Origin of the sequence: Exiguobacterium sp. s194 (assembly GCF_018618275.1) — a bacterium.
GTDB classification, from domain to species: Bacteria; Bacillota; Bacilli; order Exiguobacteriales; family Exiguobacteriaceae; genus Exiguobacterium; species Exiguobacterium chiriqhucha.
The window spans coordinates 116348-140216 of record NZ_JACSLT010000002.1 but is presented as its reverse complement, the minus strand read 5'-3'; the positions used below and the strand labels follow the sequence as shown (position 1 = coordinate 140216).

The window sequence follows — 23869 nt, the reverse complement described above, 5'->3', positions numbered from 1 at the left end:
CATCGGTCACAACTTCTTTAATAGTTTTTTTGAGCGGCTCTTCACGGCTGGACTCCCCGTCTCGAGTTGCGATTCGAGCAAGGGTTTCAGGTCGTCACGGAAGCGTGAATGCTCGGCGCTCAAGTCGAAGATCGCCTGCAAGGAGTTGACGATGACGATGGCGCTAGTCTCCGTAGCAATCCAATCGGTGAGCATATGAACGACGTCGGCCGCCTCGTCTTCCGTCCACATCAGCCGTGGCATGAGTTGCGCCAAGTGCCACCTCACTTCTTGTTGAGTGGCACGATGTAACTGTTGGAACAAGGACGCTTGATGCGCTTGAAGCAACTTTGGATGACGGCGTGTCACTTTCTCCATCGCGTCTGCGCTCCGCATCCGAACGACGGGACGGTCATCGGTCAAGCCGGTCATCAATTCGTTGAATCGGTCCGGGTCGTTCCCGACGTAGGCGACGACCTCATCGACGTGGCCGACCGAGCGCAAATCTCCGCCACTCAATACTTCTCGGATGTCCATTCTCCCACCTCTTTTCTCATTCTTAGTTTACAAAAAAAGGGACTCAGTAGACACTGAATCCCTTTCCATGCATATTAGTTATTCTCTTGCTTCAAACGGTCGATGATATTATCCGACTTCACTTTCGAAATCGCGTATACCATCGAAGAACCAACGATCAGGAAAATTATGACCGTGACGAACAAGATATCGCCCCACGGCAACGTGAACGGTGCTTCGAACGTGTTGATCTGCGCCCGGTAAATCAGGTACATGATCAGAACACTGACCGGCACCCCATACGCCAATGCTTTCATGCCATAGAAAATGCTTTCATAATACACCATCTTGTTGAACCCTTTCGGTGTCATCCCGACCGACCGCAGCATCGCAAACTCGCGACGACGGAGCGAGACGCTCGTCGAGATTGTGTTGAAGATATTCGCCACCGAGATGAGCGAGATCAAGACGATAAACCCATAGACGAAAATCGATAACAGCAACAACACCTGCTCTTGTTGTTCACGCTGCTCCGACACGTTGAAGATGTATTGGTCCATATTTTGTTCCGCCTCAATCACTTGTTGCGTCGCCTCAGGATTACTCGTGTTCAAGGCGATTGATGGACTTGATTGTTTCATCAATTGACCAATCGCATCCTCTTCAAACGTCCCTTCCCGAACGATCACATCAAGCCATCCAAGTGAGCTCGTCATCACACCGGTCGGGGGGACGTCGGTCATGGCGCCGATTTTGATTGTTTTGAGCGGTGCCGTCTCGTCCGTTGCGTTCTCGTCCCGGAGTTCAAGCGTATCGCCGATTTCGGTCTCAATCGTCTTCGAGTTCACAAATTTCTTCTTGTCGACGTCTTGATACGATACTTCATCAATCAAGACGGCACCCGGCATCTCCCCGTCTTCAAAATTGCTGGCGGATGCCCCGATCTGCTTCAAGTACGCATCGAAACTTTCATCATCTAATTGATAAAGCGAAACGTAGTACACAAATTTCCCATCGACGAACGTGGACACCAAGTCTTCATTCTCGGTGACCGCGCTCGGTAACCGCGCTTCGTCAACCACCGTCTGGACGGTCGTGTTCTCGAAGTACGTCCCGCTCGTCACATTATCCAACGTCTCATAGCGACGTAAGTCATCTTTACTGAGATTCGACCCGTTCACGAGAATGTCGAACTCGTACGTGCCTTGTGACATCTCGAGTGACTGTTCGAGTCGATCCGTGAAGTAACTGACGACTAAAAACAGCACGATACTGATGACGAGCGAGAACACCGTCGCCAAATACCGTTTCCGGTTGCGTTTTGTGTTTTTCAGCCCAATCTCCGCTTCCAATCCGAAGATCCGTCGCACGAGTTTCGACGTCTTCACGTTCTTCGACGTCAGTCGCACGTCCTGGGTCTGACGAATCGCGTCAATCGCAGAAATCTTCGAAGCGCGGCGCGCCGGCAGATAACACGAGATGAAAATCGTCACGCTCGAAATGAAGACCGTCAACAGGAGTGTGAGCGGGGTGACGACGACTTCAAACTTCTCCGTCACGTTGAGCGCCTTCTCCGCAAAAGCGTTGATGAACAAGAACGTGACCCCGATTCCGGTCACCCCGGCGATGATACCGATCGGGATGCTAATCCCTCCGATAATCAGTCCTTCAAAAAAGACCGAGTTTCGTTTTTGCCGTTTCGTCGCCCCGACACTCGCAAGCATCCCGAGGTAACGAGAACGCTCAGATACGCTGATGGCGAAGGCGTTATAGATGAGCGAAATCGAACCGATGACGATGACCGTCATGATGATCCCGACGAAACCATACAACGTCTTACGCAATCCGCCGTCGTCCGTCACCCCGTAATAACGGAGCAACGATGAGTTATAAGCGACCCCTTCAATCTTCTGTTCGTTCATCACTTGTTTCGTATCCTCATAGATCGAGCCGTTCACGTCGTTCAAGGCGACGAACGTATCGACGATCGCACCGTTCAACGCTTTGTCGTCAATGTATCCGACGACCGTATAGCCCGGCGACCAAGTCGGCTCCCAGGCTGGGCGCGTCATCGTGCCGACGACGGTCAACGTCACCGTATCCTCGATTTTCAACTGTTCAAGCATCGTCTCCCCGTCACGGATCAAGCCATCGTTTTGGGTTAATACGCGACCTGATGATTCGTCCATGCGCTCACCGATCTCAATCGTCAATTCATCCCCGATACTGTACGTGACTTGCGCATTTTGACGGATGGCCTCAGAAATAACGACTTCGCCTTCTTTGTTTGGCAAGCGTCCCTCCGTCAAGTCGACGGGAAAGTTCTTGAGCCCTGACGTGTTATAGTTCCGGACGTATAAGTACGGTTTATAGGCATTCTGTGAATTCTTTAATTCTGCATAGCCGTCACTTGAAAGGATGACATCCTTCGTCGATGCATCATTTCGAATTGCCTCGACCTGCTCCTCATTCGTGTTGATGTATTGGACGTGCCATTCTCCATTGTCCGCGATGTCTTGACGGATCATCAAGTCTAAGAACGATGAACCGAGTGTCGTCACAGCCGTGATCATCGCCACCGAGATGATAACCCCGATGATGGTGACGAGCGAACGCCGCTTGTTTTCACGCAAGTGTCGAAGCGTCATTTTATTGATGATGTTCATGAGCGGACGACCTCGTTCTTCGCAATCTTCCCATCCTCGATCGAGATGATCCGGTCGGCCTGCAAGGCGATTCGTTCGTCATGCGTGATGATGATCAGCGTCTGATTGAACTTCTTGTTGAACAGTTTGAGGAGGCTCATGATTTCTTCACTGTTTTGACTGTCCAAGTTCCCTGTCGGCTCATCGGCCAAGATGATGGCCGGGTTGCTGATGAGCGCCCGACCGATGGAGACGCGTTGTTGCTGTCCGCCAGACAGCTGGTTCGGCAGGTGCGTCATCCGGTTCGATAGCCCGAGGATGCCGATGATGCGCTCCAAATGGGCGGCGTCGACTTTTTGTTCGTCCAACAACATTGGTAGTGTGATGTTCTCCTCGACCGTCAAAATCGGGATTAAGTTGTAAAACTGATAAATCAAACCGATTTGACGACGACGGAAGATGGCGAGCTGTGTCTCGTCTAACTTGTAAATATCCGTATTGTCGATCAACACGTGTCCACTCGTCGGGACATCGACGCCGCCGAGCAAATGTAACAACGTCGACTTCCCCGAGCCCGACGGTCCGACGATACAGACGAACTCGCCTTTTTTGACGGTGAACGACACGTCATCGAGCGCCCGCACTTCCATCTCGTCTTTTCCGTATACTTTCGATAAGTGTTGCACTTCTAATATGTTCATGTTTGCACCCTCCAGTACTTGATCTACTTTGAGTGTACCGAGCGAGTGTGACACGTCCGTGACTCGAAAGTGACTGTTTCGTCACTTAGACGATTGCTTTGTAGAATCGAATTTGAAACGCGGTCCCGGCTCCACGTTCACTGCGGACGGTCAGTTCACCTTGTTGACTTGTGATGATACTGTGGGCCATGGCGAGCCCGATGCCGACGCTGTCGTCACTCGCATTCATACCCTTATAAAAACGTTGGAAAATATACGGGATGTCTTGTTTGGCGATGCCGCTCCCCGTGTCGCGAATGACGATTTCCGTGTACAGTGTGTTCTCGCTAAATTCGATGAACAGCTCCCCTTCTTCCGGTGTATGTTCGACGCAATTCTTCAAGATGTTGATGAGCGCCTCGGTCGTCCACTTCAAGTCGCCTTCGAACGTGACATCACGCTCACCCGTAATCTGAAGCCGCTGCATTTTAATATCGATCGGCACAAGCATCGGTTCCGTCACGGCTTGAACGAGCACGGGGACGGATACCGGTTCCCGTTTGAACTGAATCGTCCCGGCATCGATTTTAGACAGCTTGAGCAGTGACGAGACGAGCCACTCCATCCGCTCGAGCTGCACTTGTACGTTATGCGTGAACTCTTGACGCTTGTCATCTGACAGCCGGGGGTCACTGAGCAAGTCCGCCATGACGGTCATCGAGGTGAGCGGGGTCTTCAGCTGATGGGAAATGTCGGAGATGGCATCCGTCAACTTCTGCTTGTCCTCTTCGAGATGCGTCCCTTGCTCGGACAGCATCTTCGTCACTTTATAGATTTGGCTCTTCAACAGACTGAGCTCGCCCTCACGGTTGTCGCGGACATCGAGTTTATAGTTACCGTTGCTGATTTCTTGCAGGTAACTCGACAGCTGATCGATCTCCCGATAGCGCCACGCCGTGAACCGATATGTCACGATCAAGAACGCGACCGACAAAAGGAGGACGAGAATGACGGCCTCCATCGATAGGAACAAAGCTGCGACGATAGAAGCCACCCCAATCAGCAGCAACAGACTGACTAAATAGATACGGATTTCTCGATTGCGCAACATGTCAGCGTTCCACCTTATATCCAATCCCGCGAACCGTCTTAATCAACGTCGGCCGTTGCGGGTCGTCTTCGAGCTTCTCGCGTAACCGTTTGATGTAAACGGTCAACGTATTGTCATTCACGAAGTCCCCACCCATGTCCCAAATCTGGTCGAGCAGCTGGGCTCGGGACAACACTTGTCCTGTATGTCTGCCGAAGATGAGCAATAAGCGGTATTCAAGCGCCGTCAATAAAATCTCGCTCCCATCCTTTGTGACTTTGGCGTCCTGCGTGTTGATTTCGACCGACCCGATCGTCAGAATTGGCGAACTCGCCTGTTTATTGTAGCGGCGCAATACCGAGTGAATCCGTGAGATGAGTTCACGGACCCGGAATGGTTTCGTGATGTAGTCGTCCGCCCCCATATCGAGTCCCATGACGACGTTCACTTCATCATCGAACGCTGTCAAAAAGATGACAGGTATGTCCTGTTTTTGTTTTACGAGCCGACACAAGTCATAGCCGCTCCCGTCCGGCAACGACAAGTCGAACAGACACAGGTCAATCGTATGTAACTGTTGTTCAATCAACTTGGTCGCATCAGCCACGTTCTGGCATAGCGTCGTCGTGAATTGTTCTTGTTCGAGCGAATATTGGAGACCGGAGGCGATCGTCCGGTCGTCTTCAACGATTAAAATGTGCATGGTATTCCCTCCTGACTCTTCTCCTCATAATATAGCAGTCTTTTTCAAGTGAGGAGACAAAACAAAAAAACCGAACGAGACATCTCGTTCGGTCAGGTTATGCTTTTGTCACGCGAAGGCATTCCGGTCGTTCGAACCCATCTGCACCTAAAAAACGTAGCGCATCAATCGTCAACTCGTCGCGCGTGATTGACTTGACGCTTGGTTCGGTCTGTTCATCGACCCACACTTTCCAAATCTCAACCTCATCCGCTGTCTCGAGATGGTCGACGATATACTCAACGAGCTGTTCGGCTCTCGCATCCGTATAACGCCAACGCAATTCCACGACGTGTGGTTTTTCCGAGTACGCCTCAACATTCTCCACGTCATAGTACAAGTCGCGCTTGATCTCAATCTCGTCGAGCTGCTCTTCCGACTCGACATTCATCAAAATCTTCTCATCGCGGTCGAGGTCCTCATCGTCTGTGAGCATTTCAGGCAAGATGACACCTTTTTTGATAGCCTCGTTGATCGATAAGAACTCGATATACGGATTTTCGACTTCTTTCAGTAGGTGATTGCTTGTAATAAATTGGAATTCACTCATATAGAAACGCTCCTCCTGTTTTAATAATGGGTCGTCATCGTTTTATCGCACGGATGGAGATGAAGAGCCCAATCCAATAGCCGATAATCGAACCGATGACGATGCCATACATCGACGGAAAATCGAATAATAATGAGATGATCAGCCCGCCAGCCGTTCCAAACACAAGGCCAAGACCGACTGCTGATTCGCGCCACTCGTTCATGTTCATCCCTCCCATCCCTTCTTACGAACCAAGTGAATCAAAAGTTTCGATTCATTATCGCCACATAAAAAAGAGACCCAGCATCTGCTGAATCCCATCATTACTTATTCGACTGTCGACGCGGCCTCGGCAAGCGCCGCTTCTTCTTTGTGGTAGTTCTCAACGAATGCATCGAGATGCGCCCGCACTTCGTCTGTCGATTTCGTGTCCATGAGCTTCACACGGAGGTCGCTCGCCCCGCGGAAGCCTTTCACGTAAATCTTGAAGAAGCGATGCAGGTTCGAGATCGAACGCGGGACGTCTTCTTGGAACTTGTCTTGCAAATCGAGTTGAAGACGGAGCAAGTCAAGGTGTTCTTCCATCGAGTGCTCACGCGGCTCTTTCTCGAACGCGAACGGGTTCTTGAAAATCCCACGGCCAATCATGACGCCGTCGACGCCATATTTCTCGACGAGTTCTAATCCCATCTGACGGTCGAGGATATCACCGTTAATCGTGATGAGTGTATCCGGTGCAATCTCATCGCGCAGTTTGACGATGTCTGGGATCATCTCCCAATGTGCATCGACTTTACTCATCTCGTTGCGTGTGCGCAAGTGAATCGACAAGTTGGCGATGTCTTGCTTCAAGAGATGCGTCAACCAGTCGCGCCACTCGTCAAGCTTCGCGAAGCCGAGACGTGTCTTGACGCTGACCGGGATGCCGCCGGCTTTCGCCGCTTGAATGAGTTCCGCCGCGACGTCAGGACGGAGGATGAGTCCGCTCCCTTTCCCACGCTTCGCCACGTTCGGGACCGGGCAACCCATATTGATGTCGAGACCTTTATAGCCCATCTCGGCCATCCCGATGCTCATCTCGCGGAAGTAGTCCGGATTGTCTCCCCAAATGTGGGCGACCATCGGCTGCTCGTCCTCGGTGAACGTCAAGCGTCCACGCAGGCTGCCTTTCCCTTCTGGATGACAGTAGCTGTCCGAGTTCGCGAACTCGGTGAAAAAGACGTCAGGTCGACCGGCATGAGCGACGACGTGGCGGAAGACGACATCGGTCACGTCTTCCATCGGGGCAAGTATAAAGAATGGACGCGGCAGATCGCGCCAGAAGTTTTCTTTCATAAAAATCATTCCCTTTCTTATCTGGTCCAACAAAAATAAGTTATATTCTATAATTTTTGATTCCTAACAGCAATTAAGTAATGTTTTTATTTTTTATCACCAGTAAAAAACTGTAGCAAATTTATTGTATTAAAGTATAGCAATGTATCCTAAAAAAATTCAAGATAGTACACGATTGTTGTTTAGAGGAGAAATAAGGAATTATATTATATGACCATAAAAAAATCATCAAAATATCTTAAATGATATTCTGACGATTTTTTAGTCCTAAAAACTCTCACTTGACTTCACAAAAAGTAGATTAATTTCAATCTAATTTTAATCATATTGATTTAATTCTTCTTTTCGGCTTTTTTAATTTAGATTTTCGAGACAGAACTTCACCTTTTACAACAATAACATCTGAATCAGAATATTGTTTTATTTCGTTTAATCTGAAATTGATATCTGTGGCTCTCTTGAGTTGAATCTCCGCACCTTTTGATAAATCTTTTGCTGTAACATTTGTTTTAATTGTAGGCCCAAATCGCTTAATTGCCTCTTTAGGAGTTATTTTAGAACTTTTATTAAAGAATTTCATAATTTTATTCACTCCTTAAAAAGTATTCTATTTAACAGAAAATCGAGAAGTTCATCGTTCATTAAATGTTTATTTACAATAACTAAAATCATGAATTCTACAAACCCATGTTCACTTTGTAACATTATTCGTATAGTGTGATATACTCTGTTTTCATGCTCACTGTTTAGACCATTGTACTCCATTTTTTGAACATAATCCAAAACACTGTCAGTCTTTAATTCGGATATGGTCAATACATCTCGCGTTTCAAATAAAATATGATAATGAATAAAGCTAATTTTTTTTGTTAAATCAAGTTCAGCATCCCACGTTTCAATCAGTTTATTATATATACCCTTTTTACTTTGATTCAGCATCCATTCATATAATAGATTGTTAATTTCTACTCCGTAGTCCGGTACTTTTTGTTTATTCGATTCTCCAAGCCATTTAAAAAGATTTATTGGTACCTCTATTTCTTTTCTTTTATATCTCGATATTTTAAAGTAGTAAGATTTTAGGGAGAAAACTTGATGAAATCTAAATAATAGATGATTATCATCTGTATGCCGTTCAATTTTAAAGCATTGAATAGCATTTAAACCATCTACTAATGTTAATGTGTTTTGAGCTCTCTCAAATATCCCAATCATTTCTTCAGCTAACTTAGTATTTTCGTTTTTAATGTAGGCATATTTTTTTTTAAAACTCCAAAAATCCCAAAAAAACATAAAGCCTATTCCTAAAAGTAATAGACAAATCAAAAATGAGAGTATGAACTTTCTTAATTGCTCCGGATCACTAGAAATATAGTTAATAATTGCAGCAATAAAAGCTCCTATAAGCAGTAAAAGTATTGATATTACTAAACTTACAATCGGACTAATCAATACGTACTCCCTTATAGTATTAAAAATACTTTCATTATTTATTTTACTCAATCTTCTTTTTACTTTCTTTATACTCTTCAGATTTTTTAATCCTCCTTAATCATTAAATAATCCTAAAATAACTTAGCAACTCTTAAAACTATTAATTTAATAATGCTAATTAAAGTATACAGATTAATATAATTATCCTATTCAATAAAATTTCACCTCACTATTTAAATCAGTTCGATTCTATTCTAAGTTGCTATACCGTTTCCAAAAATAATCATAATAGAATTTGTAAAAAAACACGAAGTAAAATAATAAAATTAACAGAATCATATTTTAGAAATGTTATATACAGTTAGTGTTTCTCGAAATCCCAATTATATGTTGTTTTTAATTCATTAAATCTATTCCAATTACCGCGTGATGGATACCAATCCATCACGCGGTATTATGTCACATATTTTCTTACAAACAAAAAATATTCAAGCCAGGCCACTGATGAGCTCTTCTGCCCTCTGGTTAATATCCCATGAGAATCCCGCCAATGTTTGCGCCAATGTTTGAGTTACAAGAAAACCTTGCTCCCTAGCTGCGGCTGCATTCAAATCATCGCAATACTTGACGAAGCGTTCATCAGTGTTAGCAGTGACTGCGAAGCCTACCCAATCTTGAGCGTCATCAAATTTGTTTGTTTTGTAAGCACATAATCCCATTCCATAAAGCGCACGACCGAGTTCCTGCATATAAATCGTCCAATACATACGATTATGGTTTCGCAGACCGCTTACTTTGGAATAATTTGATTCCATATAACCAACTAATACATCAATAATTTCACTAATCTTTTTAGCAACAATGACATAATCATTCTTTGCCACGCCAGGGTACTCTAAATGGCCTAGTACTTTATCCAATGATAATGAAATCTCTTCTAAATCAAAATTATTTGAATACATTTTAAACCTCCAAAAATATTATTTCAAATCTATCTATAATCGAACTATTTATCCTTTTAATTGACTATGTTTAAAAAATAACATAGAAAATTAATAGTATTAATCTTTTCTACATATATCCATAAATCCCTTTGAAATAAACAATCATTATTATTAAATTTCCATCAAGCTCCACACAATTTAGCTCTTACTGAAAAAAACATCCTCCTGCTTTTTTTACCACGCAATGGTATTTCATCTGTTCTGAACATGTCGACTTTCTACTTTCTGTACATGTTCTCATCGGAATTTTAAAAAAGGGATTTCAGAGCTTTCGGTTTAGTCCTTAAACTCTGAAATTCCCTATTTATAACGCTCTTAAGCTCTCATTATTTTATCTTAGACATCCACGCCACCGTCTCCACATGCGCCGTATGCGGGAACATGTCGACCGGTGTGACTTCGACTAATTTGTAGCCACGGTCCGCAAGATAACGCATATCGCGCGCTTGCGTCGCGACGTTACACGACACGTAGACGATGCGCTTCGGTGCCATCTCGACCATCGTCTCGAGGAACGACTCGGCACAGCCTTTACGTGGTGGGTCGACGACGATGACGTCCGGATTGATGCCATCCTGCTTCCACTTTGGCAACACATCTTCTGCCGCTCCACACGCGTATGTCACGTTGTCGATTTCGTTGACGAGCGCGTTCTGTTTCGCGTCCTCAATCGCTTCCGGTACGACTTCGACGCCGTACACGTGCGCCGCTTTCCGGGCGAGGAACAGACTGATCGTCCCGATGCCGCAATAGGCGTCGACGACTTGTTCCGTCCCGGTGAGTTGCGCGTATTCGAGCGCCTTGCCGTACAGCTTCTCCGTCTGGACCGGGTTGACTTGGAAGAACGAGTGCGGGGAAATCGTGAACGTCAGTCCACCGATTTTATCCTCAATCGTCTCATGGCCATATAACAATTTGTTCGTCGACCCTAAGATGACGTTCGTCTTGTCCGGGTTGACGTTTTGCATGATCGACGTCACGTCCGGCAGACGTTTCAAGATGTCGGCGACAATCTCGTTGACGCCTTTTATTTTCGTCGTCTTCGTGATGAGGACAATCATCAATTCACCCGAATGGTAGCCGTAACGGGCCATGACGTGGCGGATGACGCCGCGCCCGGTCTTCTCATCGTACGCCGGCACACCGTGCGCCGCGAGAACGTCACGGACGACTTGGACGGCCTCATCGTTCCGCTCGTCTTGGATGAGGCATTCCTTCATCTCGACGATATTGTGCGAACGTGGACGATAGAAACCGGCGACGAGGCGACCGGCCTCGTCTTTGAACGGCACTTGCGCCTTGTTGCGATAACGCCATGGTTCCGGCATGCCGATCGTCTCGTGGACGGGCACATCGAATTGGCCAAGTCGCTTCAACGCATCGACGACACGGTCCCGTTTTTGGCGGAGCTGGCCGTCGTAGCTGAAGTGTTGGAGCTGACAGCCCCCGCACTGATAGAAAATCGGGCACGGTGGCTCGACGCGGTCCTCACTCGCTTCTTTCACATCGATCAAGCGGGCGAATCCGTACTGTTTATTCGTCTTCGTCACGACGATCTCCACGGTCTCCCCCGGAAGTGCGTTCGGGACGAACAACGTGTAACCGTCGACCCGTGCCACGCCCGCGCCTTCGTGCGTGAGGTCGTGGATGTGGACGTCGAGACGGTCATTCTTTTGGACTGGTAACATGAGTCTCTCCTTTCCCGATTCAAAAAATAGTGTGTATTGGTTCATACCCGTTCCAAGCGAACGAAAAGCTCGGCGTGTGCGCCACGCCGAGCCGTGTTATTCTGCTTTCTCGTTCGCTACGTTGAACAGCTGTTTAATCATCTGTTCGCGTTCATACTGGGCGTTCAGGTCTTCCATCTCACGGATGCGCGCGTTCGGTGCGAGCACCGTCAAGTGACGGAACAAGTTTCGCATCTCGCCCGTGCATTCGCCGCCGTATTCGCCGTCGATATTGAGACTCATCCGTTCCGTCGTCGTCTTCATCTTGACGCGTCCCGTCTTGACGTGCTCGACGAGCGGACTCGACAAGTGCTCACCACGGAGCAACAAACGGACGACGTGGATGAACTCGAACAAGTTACACTTGCGCAAGATGAACAAGTCGAACAGACCGTCGTTCAGTGAGGCGTGTGGTGAAATCTTCTCAAAGCCACCGACCGAGTTCGAGTTCGACGTGAGGAAAATCATGACCTCGCCGCTGAACGTGCCCTCGTCGTGCTCGAGCTCGATATACGTCGGCTTGATGAGTGGAAGTTTCTCCATCCCTTTGACGTAATAGGCGAGCTGACCGAGCGCCGTCTTCAGTTTCGACGGCACCTCGTACGACAGCTCCGTCATGATGCCGCCACCGGCGATATTGATGAAGTAGTGGATATCCCCTGTCTCCCCTTCAATCTCACCGAGGTCGACCGGCATCTCGAAACCGTCACAGATGACGTCGAGGGCACCGACGACGTTGAGCGGAATCCGCATCGCTCGGGCAAAGTCGTTCGTTGTTCCGACTGGGATGAGTCCGATCGTCGGACGCGTGTCGAGCGGGGCGAGTCCCGAGATAACCTCGTTCAGCGTCCCGTCCCCACCAGCCGCGATAATCAAGTCGAACTCGGCCTCCGCGGCTCGAACGGCTTCGAGCGTCGCGTCGCCGATTGCTTTCGTCGCGTACGTCGACGTCTCATAACCCGCATCCTCGAGGCGGTTCAAGATGTACGGGAGTTCCCGTTTGATCACTTCTTTTCCAGATGTCGGGTTATAGATGACCCGTGCGCGTTTTCGTTGCATAATGTTCTCTCCCCATGCTCAAGTCGAGCGAAAAGCGAGACACAAGTGCCTCGCCGCTTGTTTAGCGTTTGGCGATCTCTTCGTGGAACAAGCCATCGAGGAGTGCCGGGTTCGCCATCCCTTTCGTCTGCTTCATGATCTGTCCGATGATAAAGCCTTTGGCACGGTCTTTCCCGTTCTTAAAGTCTTCAATCATCTGCGGATGCGCTTCGAACAAGTCAAGGATGTAGCCGCGGAGCAAGTTCTCGTCCGAGATTTGGGCGAGACCGTTCGCTTCGACGTACGCCTTCGGCTCGGCGCCTTCTTCGATCATGGCTGTGAACACGCGTTTGGCGATCTTCGAAGAAATTGTACCTTCTCCAATCAAACGAATCAACTCCGCGAGCGAGCTCGGCGTCAATTTCATCGTCTCGATCGTATCATCCGATTTGTTCAAGTGACCGAGCACTTCGCCCATGAGCCAGTTCGCGGCCGCTTTCGGTTCGGCACCGGCCGCAGTCGTCGCTTCGAAGAAGTCCGAGAACTCCCGCGTCGATGTGAGCGCCTTGGCGTCATACGCTGACAGGCCGTAGTTGTTCATATAACGTTCGCGACGTGCGACCGGAAGTTCCGGAAGCGTGGCGCGGATGCGTTCTTTCCATTCCTCATCGATTTCGAGACGGACGAGGTCCGGCTCTGGGAAGTAGCGGTAATCGGCCGCTCCTTCTTTGACACGCATGAGGATCGTCTTCTTCGCCGCCTCGTCAAAACGGAGCGTCTCTTGACGCATGACGCCGCCCGTGATGAGCAGTTTGCGGTGACGGTCTTCCTCATACTCGAGCGCCTTCAAGACGTTCGAGAACGAGTTCAAGTTTTTAAGCTCCGTCTTCGTGCCGAACGGTTCTTGTCCGAACGGACGGACCGAGATGTTACAGTCGCAACGAAGCGACCCTTCTTCCATCTTGACGTCCGAGACGCCCGCGAACGAGAGCACTTCTTTCAAGCGCTCGAGGTAAGCAACGGCATCTTTCGGTGAACGCATGTCAGCCTCACTGACGATCTCGATGAGGGGTGACCCGGTCCGGTTGAAGTCGACGACCGAGTGTTTCTCGCCCGTGTGGTTCATCTTCCCGGCATCTTCCTCGAGATGGACGCGTTCGATGCGGAACCGCTTCATCTCACCGTCGACTTCGACGTCGACGTGACCGTTGAAGCCGATTGGCTGGTCGAACTGCGAGATTTGATACGCTTTCGGCGTATCCGGATAGAAATAGTTCTTGCGGTCGAATTTCGTGTCGGTCGCGATTTCGCAGTTGAGTGCCATCGCGGCCTTGATGGCGAGATTGACCGCCTCTTCGTTCAATTTAGGCAAGACGCCCGGGTGTCCGAGACAAATCGGACACGTCTGTGTATTCGTTTCGGCACCGTATGTGCGCGAGCAGCCACACCAAATCTTCGACTTCGTGCTCAGCTCGGCGTGCACCTCGATCCCGATGATTGTTTCAAAGTTCATCGTACGTCCTCCTTAGAGCTGTGGCATCTTGAAACCGCCGTTTGCTTGTTCAAAAGCATGGGCCACGCGGTAGAGTGTTGGTTCACTGAAATGGTTCCCGATGATCTGTAAACCGACCGGGAGGCCTTCTGACAAGCCAGCCGGTACCGAGATGGCCGGGATGCCCGCCAAGTTGACCGGAATCGTCATAATATCGTTGGCATACATCGTGAGCGGATCTTCGAGCTGGTCACCGAGTTTGAACGCGACCGTCGGCGCAGTCGGTCCGATAATCGCATCGTAGTCGGCGAACACGTTCGCGAAGTCTTGCTTCATGAGCGTGCGGACCTGTTGCGATTTCTTATAGAACGCATCGTAATAACCCGAGCTGAGTGCGTACGTCCCGAGCATGATGCGGCGTTTCACTTCTTCTCCGAAACCTTGTTCGCGCGAATACGTGAACACTTCTTCGAGCGCATCTGCCTCGGCGCGGCGTCCGTAACGGATGCCGTCAAACCGGGCGAGGTTCGAAGACGCTTCTGATGACGCGAGCAAGTAGTATGTCGGGAGCGCATATTTCACCGTCGGGAGCGAGACCGTCTCGACCGTCGCACCGAGCGACTTGAGCGTCTCGACCGCTTCTTCAATCTGTTTGCGGACACCGTCTGACACGCCTTCGGCCATGAACTCTTTTGGAAGCGCGAGCTTCATGCCTCTGATGTCGCCGTGAAGCGATTTCGTGTAATCCGGAAGGTCGACCGTTGCTGACGTCGAGTCCATGTCGCAATGACCGGCAATCGCGTTCAACAAGTAGGCGTTATCTTCGACCGTACGTGTGAGCGGACCGATTTGGTCGAGCGACGAGGCGAATGCGACGAGGCCGTAACGTGAGACGAGACCGTACGTCGGTTTCATCCCGACGACGCCACAATAGGCCGCCGGTTGACGAATCGAGCCACCCGTATCCGAGCCGAGGCTGAACAGGACTTGGCCGGCCGCGACCGTTGCCGCTGAACCGCCTGACGAACCGCCTGGTACGCGCGTTGGGTCCCACGGGTTACGGACGACTTTGAACGCCGAGTTCTCGTTTGATGAACCCATCGCGAACTCGTCCATGTTCAACTTCCCGATTGTGACGGCACCGGCGTCATGGAGACGCTCGACGACCGTCGCGTCATGTGCCGGGACAAAGTTCTCGAGGAACTTCGAGGCACACGTCGTGCGTGTCCCTTTCGTGACGATATTGTCTTTGACGCCGATCGGCAAACCGAAGAGCGGGTTGTCCGAGGTCTTGGCGAGCTCGTCCATCCGTTTCGCCTGTTCGAACGCGTCTTCGTTGAGCGTCAAGAAGGCACCGATTTTCTCGTCGGTCGCCTCGATGCGGTCAAATGATTCTTTGACGAGGTCGGATACCGTGACTTCGCCTTCTTTTATAAGCGTATGCAGCTTGGCTACACCGTGATCAAATAAACTCATGAAGGGCCTCCTTATTCAAAGACCGCTGGGACACGGACTTGGCCGTTCTCCCAATCAGGTGCCATCCGTTCGACTTCCTCGCGTGGAAGTGAAGGACGAACCTCGTCTTTGCGTAGTACGTTTTTCAAATCTAGGGCATGGGTCGTCGGGATGACGCCCGTCGTATCGAGTTCATCGAGTTGCTCGGCGAACTCGAGGATTTTTGTCAATTGCTCCGTGAAGTGCGTCACTTCATCTTCTGTGATCGCAAGTCGGGCGAGTCCGGCGACGTGCCGAACTTCAGCTTCTGTGATTCGAGCCAAAGGTTCCACCTCCAACAGTTTTCAATACATCGTCCATTATCATACCACTTTTTTATAAGACAAAAAAGAAAATCCCATCTCGCCAATCTTGATGTCTTTTTTGAAAACTTAGGGAATGTCCTCGTAATATTGACTCGTTTCCAAAAACGCCTATTCGGTCCGTCCCCTAATCTCATTATGCTTAGAAAGAAGCATTATTTTTTCGAGGGGGATTCCTATGTCAATTCGTAATAAACTGATCGTCGCGTTCACCGTCTTGCTCGTGTTGTTGCTCGGGGTGAGCGGCTACTCGTTTTATGCGTTGAATGCATCCAAGGCCGCCCAACAAGATATGACCGTCTCGTGGGTACCGGGGATGGACCAAATTCATCTCGTCGATAAACAGCTGCTTGAGATTCGTCAACAGATGATGCGTCACGCCTTGATCGAGGACGAGGTGACGAAGCAAAATGTCGAAACGAACCTCAACACGGGCATCACGATTCTCGAACAACAAATGAGCGGTTATTCATCGACCATCATCACGAAAGCCGATCAAGAGCTGTTCGATCAAGCGACGGATCAATGGGCGACATTTAAAACGAACATCGAGGAGCTCGTCCGCATCTCGAACGAGGACGGTCAAGCCGCGGCCGACGCCTATATCCGGGACACGGCGACACCGGCCGCCGACGCCCTCTCGAACACGCTCGGTCTGCTCGTCAACTTGAACCGCGATGAGATTCGGTCTGACACGGAATCCGGTGCGGCGCTGTTCGAACAAGTCCAGCTCACGCTCATCGTCATCATGGCCGCGGCCGTCATCTTCACCGTGCTTATGATGGTGTTCATCTTCCGCTCGATTTTCGAGCCGCTCAAGGAGTTCAAAGTGAAGATGCGGGAGTTGGCCACGAGCGAAGGTGATTTGACGACGGCCATCCCGGTGAAGCGCCGCGACGAGTTCTCGGGACTCGCCCGCGACTTCAACCAGTTCCTCGCCAATCTGCGGCAATTGATTTTGCAAGTGAACGGTGTGTCTCACGGGGTGACCGAACAGTCGGCACACATGTATGACGAGTTGCGCGAGCTCGACACGTATATGACGACGACGGCCGCCACGACCGAGGACTTGACGGCCGGGATGCAACAGACGGCCGCGAGCGCCCAAGAAATGAACGCGTCCGCCTCTGATATGGAACGGACGCTGCACAACATCGTGACGATGGCCGCCGAGCGAAAAGCCGAGGCCGAGCAAGTCGATACCCGCGCCGTCGCCTTGCGCGACCATGCCGTCGAGGCGAAAGCGTCCGCGCTCCACGTCCTGTCGTCGACGCGCGTCAACTTGGAGCAGGCAATGCAAGACGCCAAAGCCGTCCGCGAGATTGCGACGCTCACGAACGACATTTTGGACATCGCTGCCCAGACGAACCTGTTGTCATTGAACGCCTCGATTGAAGCCGCTCGGGCCGGTGAAGCGGGACGCGGGTTCGCCGTCGTCGCCGATGAGATTCGGAAACTGGCCGAGACGAGCCGGACGACCGTCGAACGGATTCAAGCCATCTCGACGACCGTGCTCCACTCCGTCGACCATTTGAACGACACGTCGAGCGAGATGCTCCATTTCCTCGATACGAACGTGTTGAAAGACTATGACCAACTCGAGGAAGCGGCCGAGCATTACAGCGAAGACGCCGGCCGGTTCGAAGCGACCGCCTCCGAGTTCGCCGAGGCCGCCATCGAACTCGAACAGTTGACGTCGAACATGATCAGGGTCATCCAAGACGTGGCCGTCACGGTCAACAACGGTGCGCTCGGCACGCAGGAAATCGCTGAGAAAGTGACGATGTCTGTCGACCGCTTCAGCGAGTTGAACCGTGTCACCGAGATCTCGCAACAGAAGATGGACGAATTGAACACGTTGATCGGTCAATTCAAAGTATGACAAAAGGAAGCGTCCTCATGCGAGGGCGCTTCCTTTTGGTTAAGCGGCCGCTTGCCGCAGTTCTTTTTTCCGTTCGAGCTCGAAACGCTTCGTCTCGGCGACGACGACACCTGACAAGAACAAGAGACCAATCAAGTTTGGAATCGCCATCAGGCCGTTGAAGACGTCCGAGATGGCCCAAATCAAGTTCAAGTTCGTCGTCATCGCACCAAGTCCGGCGACGACGATATACATCATCCGATACGGCATGATGGCTTTCTCCCCGAGCAAGTAATAGACCGACCGTTCCCCATAATAACACCAGCCGATCACTGTCGAAAACGCGAAGAAGACGAGCGAGATTGTGACGATCAGTTCCCCAATCGGACCGAGGAAGTACGCGAATGACGCTTGCGTCAACTCGATGCCTTGCAGACCGCTCGTATACTGACCACTCATGACAATCGTCAACCCGGTGATCGAACAGACGATGAGCGTATCGATCAACACTTGCGTCATCGAGACGAGCGCCTGTCGTCCCGGGAAATCGGTCTTCGCGGCTGCCGCTGCGATTGGCGCCGAGCCGAGGCCCGCCTCATTCGAGAACACGCCGCGTGCGACCCCGTATCGAATCGCGGCACCGAGCGCCCCACCGCCGATAGCTTCCGCACTGAACGTGCTCGAGAAGATGGTCGCGAACGCCGACGGAATCAACTCGAAGTTCATGACGAGGATGACGAGACCCCCACCGACATAGCCGATGATCATAACGGGCACGAACACGCCGACGACTTTCCCAATCGATTTGACGCCCCCGAGGATAACGAATCCAGTCAGCACCATGAGCCCGATGCCCGTCACGAGCATCGGGATCCCGAATGACGTGTTGAGTGCCATACTGATTGAGTTCGTCTGGACGCCGTTGCCGATGCCGAACGCGGCAATCGCAGCGAACAAGGCGAACGTCATGCCGAGCCACTTCTTCTTCAAGCCGTGCTCCAAGTAATACATCGGTCCGCCGGCAATCTCGCCCCGCTCATCGACGACACGATATTTGACGGCGAGAATCGCCTCGGCGTACTTCGTCGCCATCCCGATGAAACCGGAGAGCCACATCCAGACGATGGCGCCCGGTCCCCCGAGGACGACCGCCGTCGCAACGCCGACCATGTTCCCGGTCCCGACCGTGGCCGCGAGCGCTGTCATGAGCGCTTGGAAGTGAGAGATGTCACCGCGTTGCTTTTTCTGTTTCTCTGCTTCCGCTCCCGTTTTCTGTTTCGGGAGGAACGCCTCTTTCAAACCGTATCCGAGCCGCGTCACTTGGATAAAGCCGAGCCGGAACGTCAAATAGACGCCTGTCCCAATCAATAGAATCAATAAGTGTGGCCCCCAGACGAGGTTCGATAAACTCGTCAGGACCGCTTCAAACTTTTCCATGCTACTCTGCCCCCTATGTAAATCTGGTGTTCACCGTTCCTTCATATTTTTCAGAACATTCTCAACTTCGTCAAGTTGACAAGGCATTAATCCGGTCCGATGTCGTGTAATATTTTTGTAATATACCACTTTTCCGCTTTATCTTACCCTAATTCTGAATTTAGTATTTGAAATAAAATTGTAATGCGAGGCGCACAAAAAAACGGCCCCCGTTTTGGAAGCCGTCTCGTTTCATGTCGTGAGCGCCGCGACGACCTCGTCGACGTGTCCGTTCACTTTCACACTGCGCCATTCCTGTTCGATATAGCCGTCCTCGTTGATGAGGAACGTCGAACGGACGATGCCATAGTACTCTTTCCCGTAATTCTTTTTCAATTGCCAAACGCCGTATAGCTCCGACACCTCATGCGTGTCGTCAACGAGCAAATCGAACGGCAGCTCATGTTTGGCGATGAAGTTTTGGTGCTTCTTCTGGCTGTCGGCCGAGATGCCGAGGACGACGGCCCCGTTCAATCGCGGTGTCGCATCGCGGAAGTCACATGCCTCGGTCGTACAACCCGGTGTCGCGTCCTTCGGGTAAAAATAAAGCACGACTTTCTGGCCCCGGTAGTCCTCGAGCGAGATCATGTCCCCGTTTTGGTTCGGTAATGTGAATGTCGGTGCTAACATGTTATTTCCTCCTTATCCGAACGACGGGTCGACGAGATTCTCGTCATAACCGTCGATCGCTTGTTCTAATTTTTGTTTGAGCGGTTCGAGCACTTCGAGATACTCGACCGGATCTTCTGTTGCAGCGGCCTTTTTAAGTGCCGCCTCATTGTCGGTATACCACGTCCGGTACGCCTCGAAGTAGTCGGCCATCGTGTCTTGGTTTTCCGGCACCGTGAGCGTCTCGGCCATGAGCAAGAAGACGTTATTGTCGGCCTCGAGCGCGACGTAGTCGGTCTGGGCGTTCACTTGGTCATAAATCGGGCCAGCCTCGTCTTCCGGCACTTCGGCGAGACGGGCGTTCGCTTCTGCATTCACGCCGTACTCGTTCGCCTCGATTCCCGTCAACATGTCGCCAACTTCCCCAATCACGTCGGCCGGGATAAGAGCCGGGGTGACGACGAGTTTCCAGTCCTCCCCTTCTTTGATAGCGACTTTCGAAAGTCGGTTCGGCAGTTCATTGCCGTCCGCATCCTCCATCTCATGGACGATGAACGCGACGTCCCCGTCCTCGTTCACCCAGCTCTCGTACATATCGCCCGGCGTGAGGCCACGCATCTCGGCACCGGTCGCCGGGATGTCAGTCAACTCGCCCGCATAGTCGATGGCTTTGAGTGCCGCCGCATCACCGTTTTCGAGCGCTTGTTGGTATGACGTATACAAGGTCTCGACCGCTTCCGGGAGCGGCGTTTTCGTCTCTTCGGCCGCCTCTTCCGTCGGCGTTTCGTCCGCCGTCCCGCATCCCGCGAGCAACACGGTCAGCGCGAGCGGCATCATCCACTTGTTCATTCAATCATTCCCTTCGCAAGTCGTCCTGTACCCTCATCCTACCACGACTCGATTTCGAGCGAAAACGACACGCTTTTCTGGAAAATTGTTTCACTAGGATTTCACCATGATTTTCGATACAATACAGACGTAAGCGCTTCAATATACGATCACTTTTAAGGGGGAACGAGAATGATTCCATACAAACATGAACCATTCACAGACTTTACAAACAAAGAGAACGCCGCAGCCATCCAAGCGGCGATCGAGAAAGTCAACGGTGAGCTCGGAAAAGACTATCCGCTCGTAATCGGTGGGGAGAAAGTTACGACGGAAGGCAAAATCACGTCTTACAACCCGGCCAATAAAGAAGAAGTCATCGGTCACGTCTCGAAAGCGAACCAAGAGCTCGCTGAGCGTGCGATGCAAGAAGCGCTCACAGCGTTCGACTCATGGCGCCATGTCGACCCGGCCGTCCGTGCCGACGTCTTGTTCAAGGCGGCGAACATCGTCCGCAAGCGCAAGCACGAGTTCTCAGCTTACCTCGTCAAAGAGGCAGGCAAGCCGTGGAACGAAGCGGACGCGGATACAGCGGAAGCGATCGACTTCATGGAGTACTATGCACGTCAAATGCTCGAGCTCAAACCAGGTAAAAAAGTCGAGAGCCGTCCGGGCGAATACAACCGCTATGACTACATCCCACTCGGGGTCGGGATTGTCATCAGCCCTTGGAACTTCCCGTTCGCGATCATGGCAGGGACGGCCGTCGCGGCTATCGTTGCTGGTAACACGATCCTCTTGAAACCAGCATCGACGACACCGATCGTCGCTGCGAAATTCGTCGAGGTCATGGAAGAAGCAGGCCTTCCGAAAGGCGTCCTCAACTTCATCCCAGGACCAGGCGCAGAAGTCGGTGACTATCTCGTCGACCATCCGAAGACACGCTTCATCAGCTTCACAGGTTCACGTGACGTGGGCTTGCGCATCAACGAGCGTGCCTCTAAATTGAACGACGGCCAAATCTGGCTCAAACGCGTCATCGCAGAGATGGGCGGAAAAGATACGATCGTCGTCGACGAATCAGCGGACCTCGAACTCGCGGCCCAGTCAATCGTCAAATCGGCGTTCGGCTTCTCTGGTCAAAAATGTTCGGCTTGTTCGCGCGCCGTCATCGTCGACAGCGTGTATGACACGGTGCTCGACCGCGTCGTCGAGTTGACGAACGAACTCTCGGTCGGCAACACGGAGCAAAACGAACACTTCATGGGACCGGTCATCGATGCGGCCGCGTTCAAGAAGATCACATCATACTTCGACGTCGCCAAAGAAGAAGGCAAAATCGTCGCCGGTGGTAAAGCCGACGACTCGACAGGCTACTTCATCGAGCCGACGGTCGTCGCTGACGTCGCTCCGAAAGCACGTCTCATGCAAGAAGAAATCTTTGGACCGATCGTCGCCTTCACGAAAGCGAAAGACTTCAAAGAAGCAATCGACATCGCCAACAACACGGAATACGGCTTGACGGGTGCCGTCCTCACGCGTGACCGCTCGAACCAAGAGTACGCGCGTCAGAACTTCCACGTCGGGAACTTGTATTTCAACCGTGGTTGCACAGGCGCCATCGTCGGCTATCAGCCGTTCGGCGGGTTCAACATGTCAGGTACAGACTCGAAAGCAGGCGGACCGGATTACATCCAGCTCCACATGCAAGCAAAAACGACGTCTGAGACGTTTTAATCCATCAGCCCGGCTCATCTGAGTCGGGCTTTCTTTCACCAAAGGAGGATTCTCATGGAGACGTTTGACGATTTTTTAGCAACGATTGACGACCCCGAACATCGTGCCAAACTGGACGACATATTCGTTTGGGTCCGGGAGACATTCCCGCACCTCGAGGAGCGCATCGCCTGGAATCAGCCGATGTTCACCGATCACGGGACGTTCATCATCTCCTTCAGTGTGGCCAAAGCACACTTTGCCGTCGCGCCGGAGGCCGTCCCGCTCGAGGTGTTCCAGATGCGAATCCGGGAGGCGAGCTATACGCAGACGAAGCAGCTGTTCCGCATCAAGTGGACCCAAGCCGTCGACTACGACTTGCTACGTGACATCATCGCGTTCAATATCGAAGATAAGGCCGGTCACACGTCGTTTTGGCGTTGACCCGACAAAAAAGGAGCGATGACGCGCATGTCATCGCTTCTTTTCTGTGGCTTATCCTAACGCCACGTCCAAAATCATCATGATGGTGAAGCCGAGCATCAACGCCATCGACGCCATATCTTTATGCCCATTCTCTTGCGAGCCCGGGATCACTTCTTCGACGACGACAAAAATCATCGCCCCGGCGGCAAAGCTGAGCGCGAACGGCAAGAGCGGCTCCATGACAAGCACGGCCCAAACGCCGACCAGTGCGGCCGCCGGTTCGACCATGCCCGATAACTGACCGTAGAAAAAACTGCGGCGCCGGGAGAGCCCATCCCGTCTGAGCGGGAGCGATACGGCGGCACCTTCCGGAAAGTTTTGAATGCCGATACCGATGGCCAACGCGATGGCACCTGTCAGCGAGGCGGACGGGAAATCGGCCGCGACCGCCCCGAAGGCGACACCGATGGCCAGTCCTTCCGGGATATTGTGCAGCGTGATCGCCAAGACGAGCAACGTGCTCCGTTTCCGTTTTTGGGGATGGAAACCTTCCACTTCTTTTAGGGATGGTGTCGGATGCACGTGCGGAATCAGTTTGTCGACGACCGCTAAAAACAGACCGCCTGCTAAAAAACCGACGGTGGCCGGCAACCAAGCCGGCATCGCATCTTGTTCCGCCATCTCGATGGCCGGGGCGAGGAGTGACCAAAAACTGGCCGCAATCATGACACCACCGGCAAACCCGAGCATGCTGTCCATCAACCGCTCATGAATCGACTTCGTCATGAAGACGACGGCCGCCCCGAGCGCGGTCATCCCCCACGTGAACATCGTCCCGAGCAACGCCTGCATGGCCGGGCTCAATTGAGCCACCCATTCCCACATCCGTGTCGCCTCCTTTGCACGCTATTCTTTTCCCGTC

23 protein-coding genes are annotated in these 23869 nt (G+C 51.4%); 3 read left to right on the top strand and 20 right to left on the bottom strand.

The features are described 5' to 3' along the window. Positions 1-6: 6 nt before the first annotated feature. From KNP85_RS02585 to gatC, 16 genes are all read right to left on the bottom strand, one after another. On the bottom strand, positions 7-516 hold the full coding sequence (locus tag KNP85_RS02585) for a HEAT repeat domain-containing protein (protein ID WP_214801114.1): 510 nt from the start codon (positions 514-516) through the stop codon (positions 7-9). Positions 517-590: 74 nt separating this feature from the next. Then, positions 591-3161 (bottom strand): ABC transporter permease, encoded by a 2571-nt coding sequence (locus tag KNP85_RS02580; protein WP_214801110.1) that lies wholly within the window; start codon positions 3159-3161, stop codon positions 591-593. After that, complete coding sequence (locus tag KNP85_RS02575) at positions 3158-3841, bottom strand: ABC transporter ATP-binding protein (RefSeq protein WP_214801107.1); 684 nt, start codon at positions 3839-3841, stop codon at positions 3158-3160. Before KNP85_RS02575 ends, KNP85_RS02580 begins: the two co-directional genes overlap by 4 nt. Before the next feature lie 85 nt (positions 3842-3926). Next, entirely contained in the window at positions 3927-4931 is a 1005-nt protein-coding gene (locus tag KNP85_RS02570; RefSeq protein ID WP_214801104.1) for a sensor histidine kinase, read from the bottom strand. A gap of 1 nt (position 4932) precedes the next feature. Then, positions 4933-5613 (bottom strand): response regulator transcription factor, encoded by a 681-nt coding sequence (locus KNP85_RS02565; RefSeq protein WP_058764285.1) that lies wholly within the window; start codon positions 5611-5613, stop codon positions 4933-4935. A 97-nt stretch (positions 5614-5710) separates the two neighbouring features. Continuing rightward, positions 5711-6202: a hypothetical protein gene (locus KNP85_RS02560; protein ID WP_214801101.1), complete on the bottom strand. Its 492-nt coding sequence runs from the start codon at positions 6200-6202 to the stop codon at positions 5711-5713. Between the two features lie 34 nt (positions 6203-6236). Further along, a complete protein-coding gene (locus KNP85_RS02555) occupies positions 6237-6407 on the bottom strand; it encodes a hypothetical protein (protein ID WP_214801098.1) in 171 nt (56 codons plus the stop codon). A gap of 104 nt (positions 6408-6511) precedes the next feature. Then, complete coding sequence (locus KNP85_RS02550) at positions 6512-7519, bottom strand: tRNA dihydrouridine synthase (RefSeq protein WP_214801095.1); 1008 nt, start codon at positions 7517-7519, stop codon at positions 6512-6514. A 322-nt stretch (positions 7520-7841) separates the two neighbouring features. Beyond that, a complete protein-coding gene (locus KNP85_RS02545) occupies positions 7842-8099 on the bottom strand; it encodes a hypothetical protein (protein ID WP_214801092.1) in 258 nt (85 codons plus the stop codon). A gap of 8 nt (positions 8100-8107) precedes the next feature. Next, a complete protein-coding gene (locus tag KNP85_RS02540; protein WP_214801089.1) occupies positions 8108-8971 on the bottom strand; it encodes a hypothetical protein in 864 nt (287 codons plus the stop codon). 470 nt (positions 8972-9441) lie between these two features. Further along, positions 9442-9915, bottom strand: a complete 474-nt coding sequence (locus tag KNP85_RS02535; protein WP_214801087.1) for a hypothetical protein — start codon at positions 9913-9915, stop codon at positions 9442-9444. 368 nt (positions 9916-10283) lie between these two features. Next, positions 10284-11645, bottom strand: a complete 1362-nt coding sequence (rlmD, locus tag KNP85_RS02530) for a 23S rRNA (uracil(1939)-C(5))-methyltransferase RlmD (protein ID WP_214801084.1) — start codon at positions 11643-11645, stop codon at positions 10284-10286. Positions 11646-11741: 96 nt separating this feature from the next. Then, a complete protein-coding gene (locus tag KNP85_RS02525) occupies positions 11742-12743 on the bottom strand; it encodes a diacylglycerol kinase (RefSeq protein WP_214801081.1) in 1002 nt (333 codons plus the stop codon). Positions 12744-12804: 61 nt separating this feature from the next. Then, the gene (gene gatB / locus KNP85_RS02520; protein WP_021066489.1) at positions 12805-14235 is read right to left on the bottom strand and encodes an Asp-tRNA(Asn)/Glu-tRNA(Gln) amidotransferase subunit GatB; all 1431 of its coding nucleotides are present in this window, start codon (positions 14233-14235) and stop codon (positions 12805-12807) included. 12 nt (positions 14236-14247) lie between these two features. After that, positions 14248-15690 (bottom strand): Asp-tRNA(Asn)/Glu-tRNA(Gln) amidotransferase subunit GatA, encoded by a 1443-nt coding sequence (gatA, locus tag KNP85_RS02515; RefSeq protein WP_214801078.1) that lies wholly within the window; start codon positions 15688-15690, stop codon positions 14248-14250. 11 nt (positions 15691-15701) lie between these two features. Then, on the bottom strand, positions 15702-15992 hold the full coding sequence (gene gatC, locus KNP85_RS02510; RefSeq protein WP_021066487.1) for an Asp-tRNA(Asn)/Glu-tRNA(Gln) amidotransferase subunit GatC: 291 nt from the start codon (positions 15990-15992) through the stop codon (positions 15702-15704). Positions 15993-16209: 217 nt separating this feature from the next. On the opposite strand from gatC, the gene KNP85_RS02505 reads away from it, so the two are divergent. Beyond that, positions 16210-17913: a methyl-accepting chemotaxis protein gene (locus KNP85_RS02505; protein ID WP_029594952.1), complete on the top strand. Its 1704-nt coding sequence runs from the start codon at positions 16210-16212 to the stop codon at positions 17911-17913. Positions 17914-17952: 39 nt separating this feature from the next. Here KNP85_RS02505 and KNP85_RS02500 read toward each other — a convergent pair whose 3' ends face one another. The 3 genes from KNP85_RS02500 to KNP85_RS02490 all read right to left on the bottom strand — a co-directional run bounded on the left by KNP85_RS02500 (position 17953) and on the right by KNP85_RS02490 (position 20826). Further along, positions 17953-19329, bottom strand: coding sequence for an alanine/glycine:cation symporter family protein (locus tag KNP85_RS02500; RefSeq protein WP_029594951.1), 1377 nt, complete (start codon positions 19327-19329; stop codon positions 17953-17955). 231 nt (positions 19330-19560) lie between these two features. Beyond that, the gene (bcp, locus tag KNP85_RS02495; RefSeq protein WP_021066484.1) at positions 19561-19998 is read right to left on the bottom strand and encodes a thioredoxin-dependent thiol peroxidase; all 438 of its coding nucleotides are present in this window, start codon (positions 19996-19998) and stop codon (positions 19561-19563) included. A 12-nt stretch (positions 19999-20010) separates the two neighbouring features. Continuing rightward, complete coding sequence (locus tag KNP85_RS02490) at positions 20011-20826, bottom strand: nuclear transport factor 2 family protein (RefSeq protein WP_029594950.1); 816 nt, start codon at positions 20824-20826, stop codon at positions 20011-20013. Between the two features lie 171 nt (positions 20827-20997). On the opposite strand from KNP85_RS02490, the gene pruA reads away from it, so the two are divergent. After that, a complete protein-coding gene (gene pruA, locus KNP85_RS02485; protein WP_021066482.1) occupies positions 20998-22542 on the top strand; it encodes an L-glutamate gamma-semialdehyde dehydrogenase in 1545 nt (514 codons plus the stop codon). A 54-nt stretch (positions 22543-22596) separates the two neighbouring features. Then, positions 22597-22965 (top strand): iron chaperone, encoded by a 369-nt coding sequence (locus tag KNP85_RS02480; protein ID WP_029594949.1) that lies wholly within the window; start codon positions 22597-22599, stop codon positions 22963-22965. A gap of 51 nt (positions 22966-23016) precedes the next feature. Here KNP85_RS02480 and KNP85_RS02475 read toward each other — a convergent pair whose 3' ends face one another. Then, on the bottom strand, positions 23017-23832 hold the full coding sequence (locus KNP85_RS02475; RefSeq protein WP_029594948.1) for a ZIP family metal transporter: 816 nt from the start codon (positions 23830-23832) through the stop codon (positions 23017-23019). Between the last annotated feature and the right edge of the window lie 37 nt (positions 23833-23869).

Excerpts from the sequence above, each read along its gene's own strand:
- KNP85_RS02555 (WP_214801098.1), bottom strand. The coding sequence starts at position 6,407 with ATGAACGAGTGGCGCGAATCAGCAGTCGGTCTTGGCCTTGTGTTTGGA.
- KNP85_RS02585 (WP_214801114.1), bottom strand. The coding sequence starts at position 516 with ATGGACATCCGAGAAGTATTGAGTGGCGGAGATTTGCGCTCGGTCGGC.
- KNP85_RS02580 (WP_214801110.1), bottom strand. The coding sequence starts at position 3,161 with ATGAACATCATCAATAAAATGACGCTTCGACACTTGCGTGAAAACAAG.
- KNP85_RS02560 (WP_214801101.1), bottom strand. The coding sequence starts at position 6,202 with ATGAGTGAATTCCAATTTATTACAAGCAATCACCTACTGAAAGAAGTC.
- KNP85_RS02505 (WP_029594952.1), top strand. The coding sequence starts at position 16,210 with ATGTCAATTCGTAATAAACTGATCGTCGCGTTCACCGTCTTGCTCGTG.
- KNP85_RS02570 (WP_214801104.1), bottom strand. The coding sequence starts at position 4,931 with ATGTTGCGCAATCGAGAAATCCGTATCTATTTAGTCAGTCTGTTGCTG.
- KNP85_RS02525 (WP_214801081.1), bottom strand. The coding sequence starts at position 12,743 with ATGCAACGAAAACGCGCACGGGTCATCTATAACCCGACATCTGGAAAA.
- KNP85_RS02480 (WP_029594949.1), top strand. The coding sequence starts at position 22,597 with ATGGAGACGTTTGACGATTTTTTAGCAACGATTGACGACCCCGAACAT.
- KNP85_RS02565 (WP_058764285.1), bottom strand. The coding sequence starts at position 5,613 with ATGCACATTTTAATCGTTGAAGACGACCGGACGATCGCCTCCGGTCTC.
- KNP85_RS02535 (WP_214801087.1), bottom strand. The coding sequence starts at position 9,915 with ATGTATTCAAATAATTTTGATTTAGAAGAGATTTCATTATCATTGGAT.
- pruA (WP_021066482.1), top strand. The coding sequence starts at position 20,998 with ATGATTCCATACAAACATGAACCATTCACAGACTTTACAAACAAAGAG.
- gatA (WP_214801078.1), bottom strand. The coding sequence starts at position 15,690 with ATGAGTTTATTTGATCACGGTGTAGCCAAGCTGCATACGCTTATAAAA.
- bcp (WP_021066484.1), bottom strand. The coding sequence starts at position 19,998 with ATGTTAGCACCGACATTCACATTACCGAACCAAAACGGGGACATGATC.
- gatB (WP_021066489.1), bottom strand. The coding sequence starts at position 14,235 with ATGAACTTTGAAACAATCATCGGGATCGAGGTGCACGCCGAGCTGAGC.
- KNP85_RS02500 (WP_029594951.1), bottom strand. The coding sequence starts at position 19,329 with ATGGAAAAGTTTGAAGCGGTCCTGACGAGTTTATCGAACCTCGTCTGG.
- KNP85_RS02545 (WP_214801092.1), bottom strand. The coding sequence starts at position 8,099 with ATGAAATTCTTTAATAAAAGTTCTAAAATAACTCCTAAAGAGGCAATT.
- rlmD (WP_214801084.1), bottom strand. The coding sequence starts at position 11,645 with ATGTTACCAGTCCAAAAGAATGACCGTCTCGACGTCCACATCCACGAC.
- KNP85_RS02550 (WP_214801095.1), bottom strand. The coding sequence starts at position 7,519 with ATGAAAGAAAACTTCTGGCGCGATCTGCCGCGTCCATTCTTTATACTT.
- KNP85_RS02490 (WP_029594950.1), bottom strand. The coding sequence starts at position 20,826 with ATGAACAAGTGGATGATGCCGCTCGCGCTGACCGTGTTGCTCGCGGGA.
- KNP85_RS02475 (WP_029594948.1), bottom strand. The coding sequence starts at position 23,832 with ATGTGGGAATGGGTGGCTCAATTGAGCCCGGCCATGCAGGCGTTGCTC.
- KNP85_RS02575 (WP_214801107.1), bottom strand. The coding sequence starts at position 3,841 with ATGAACATATTAGAAGTGCAACACTTATCGAAAGTATACGGAAAAGAC.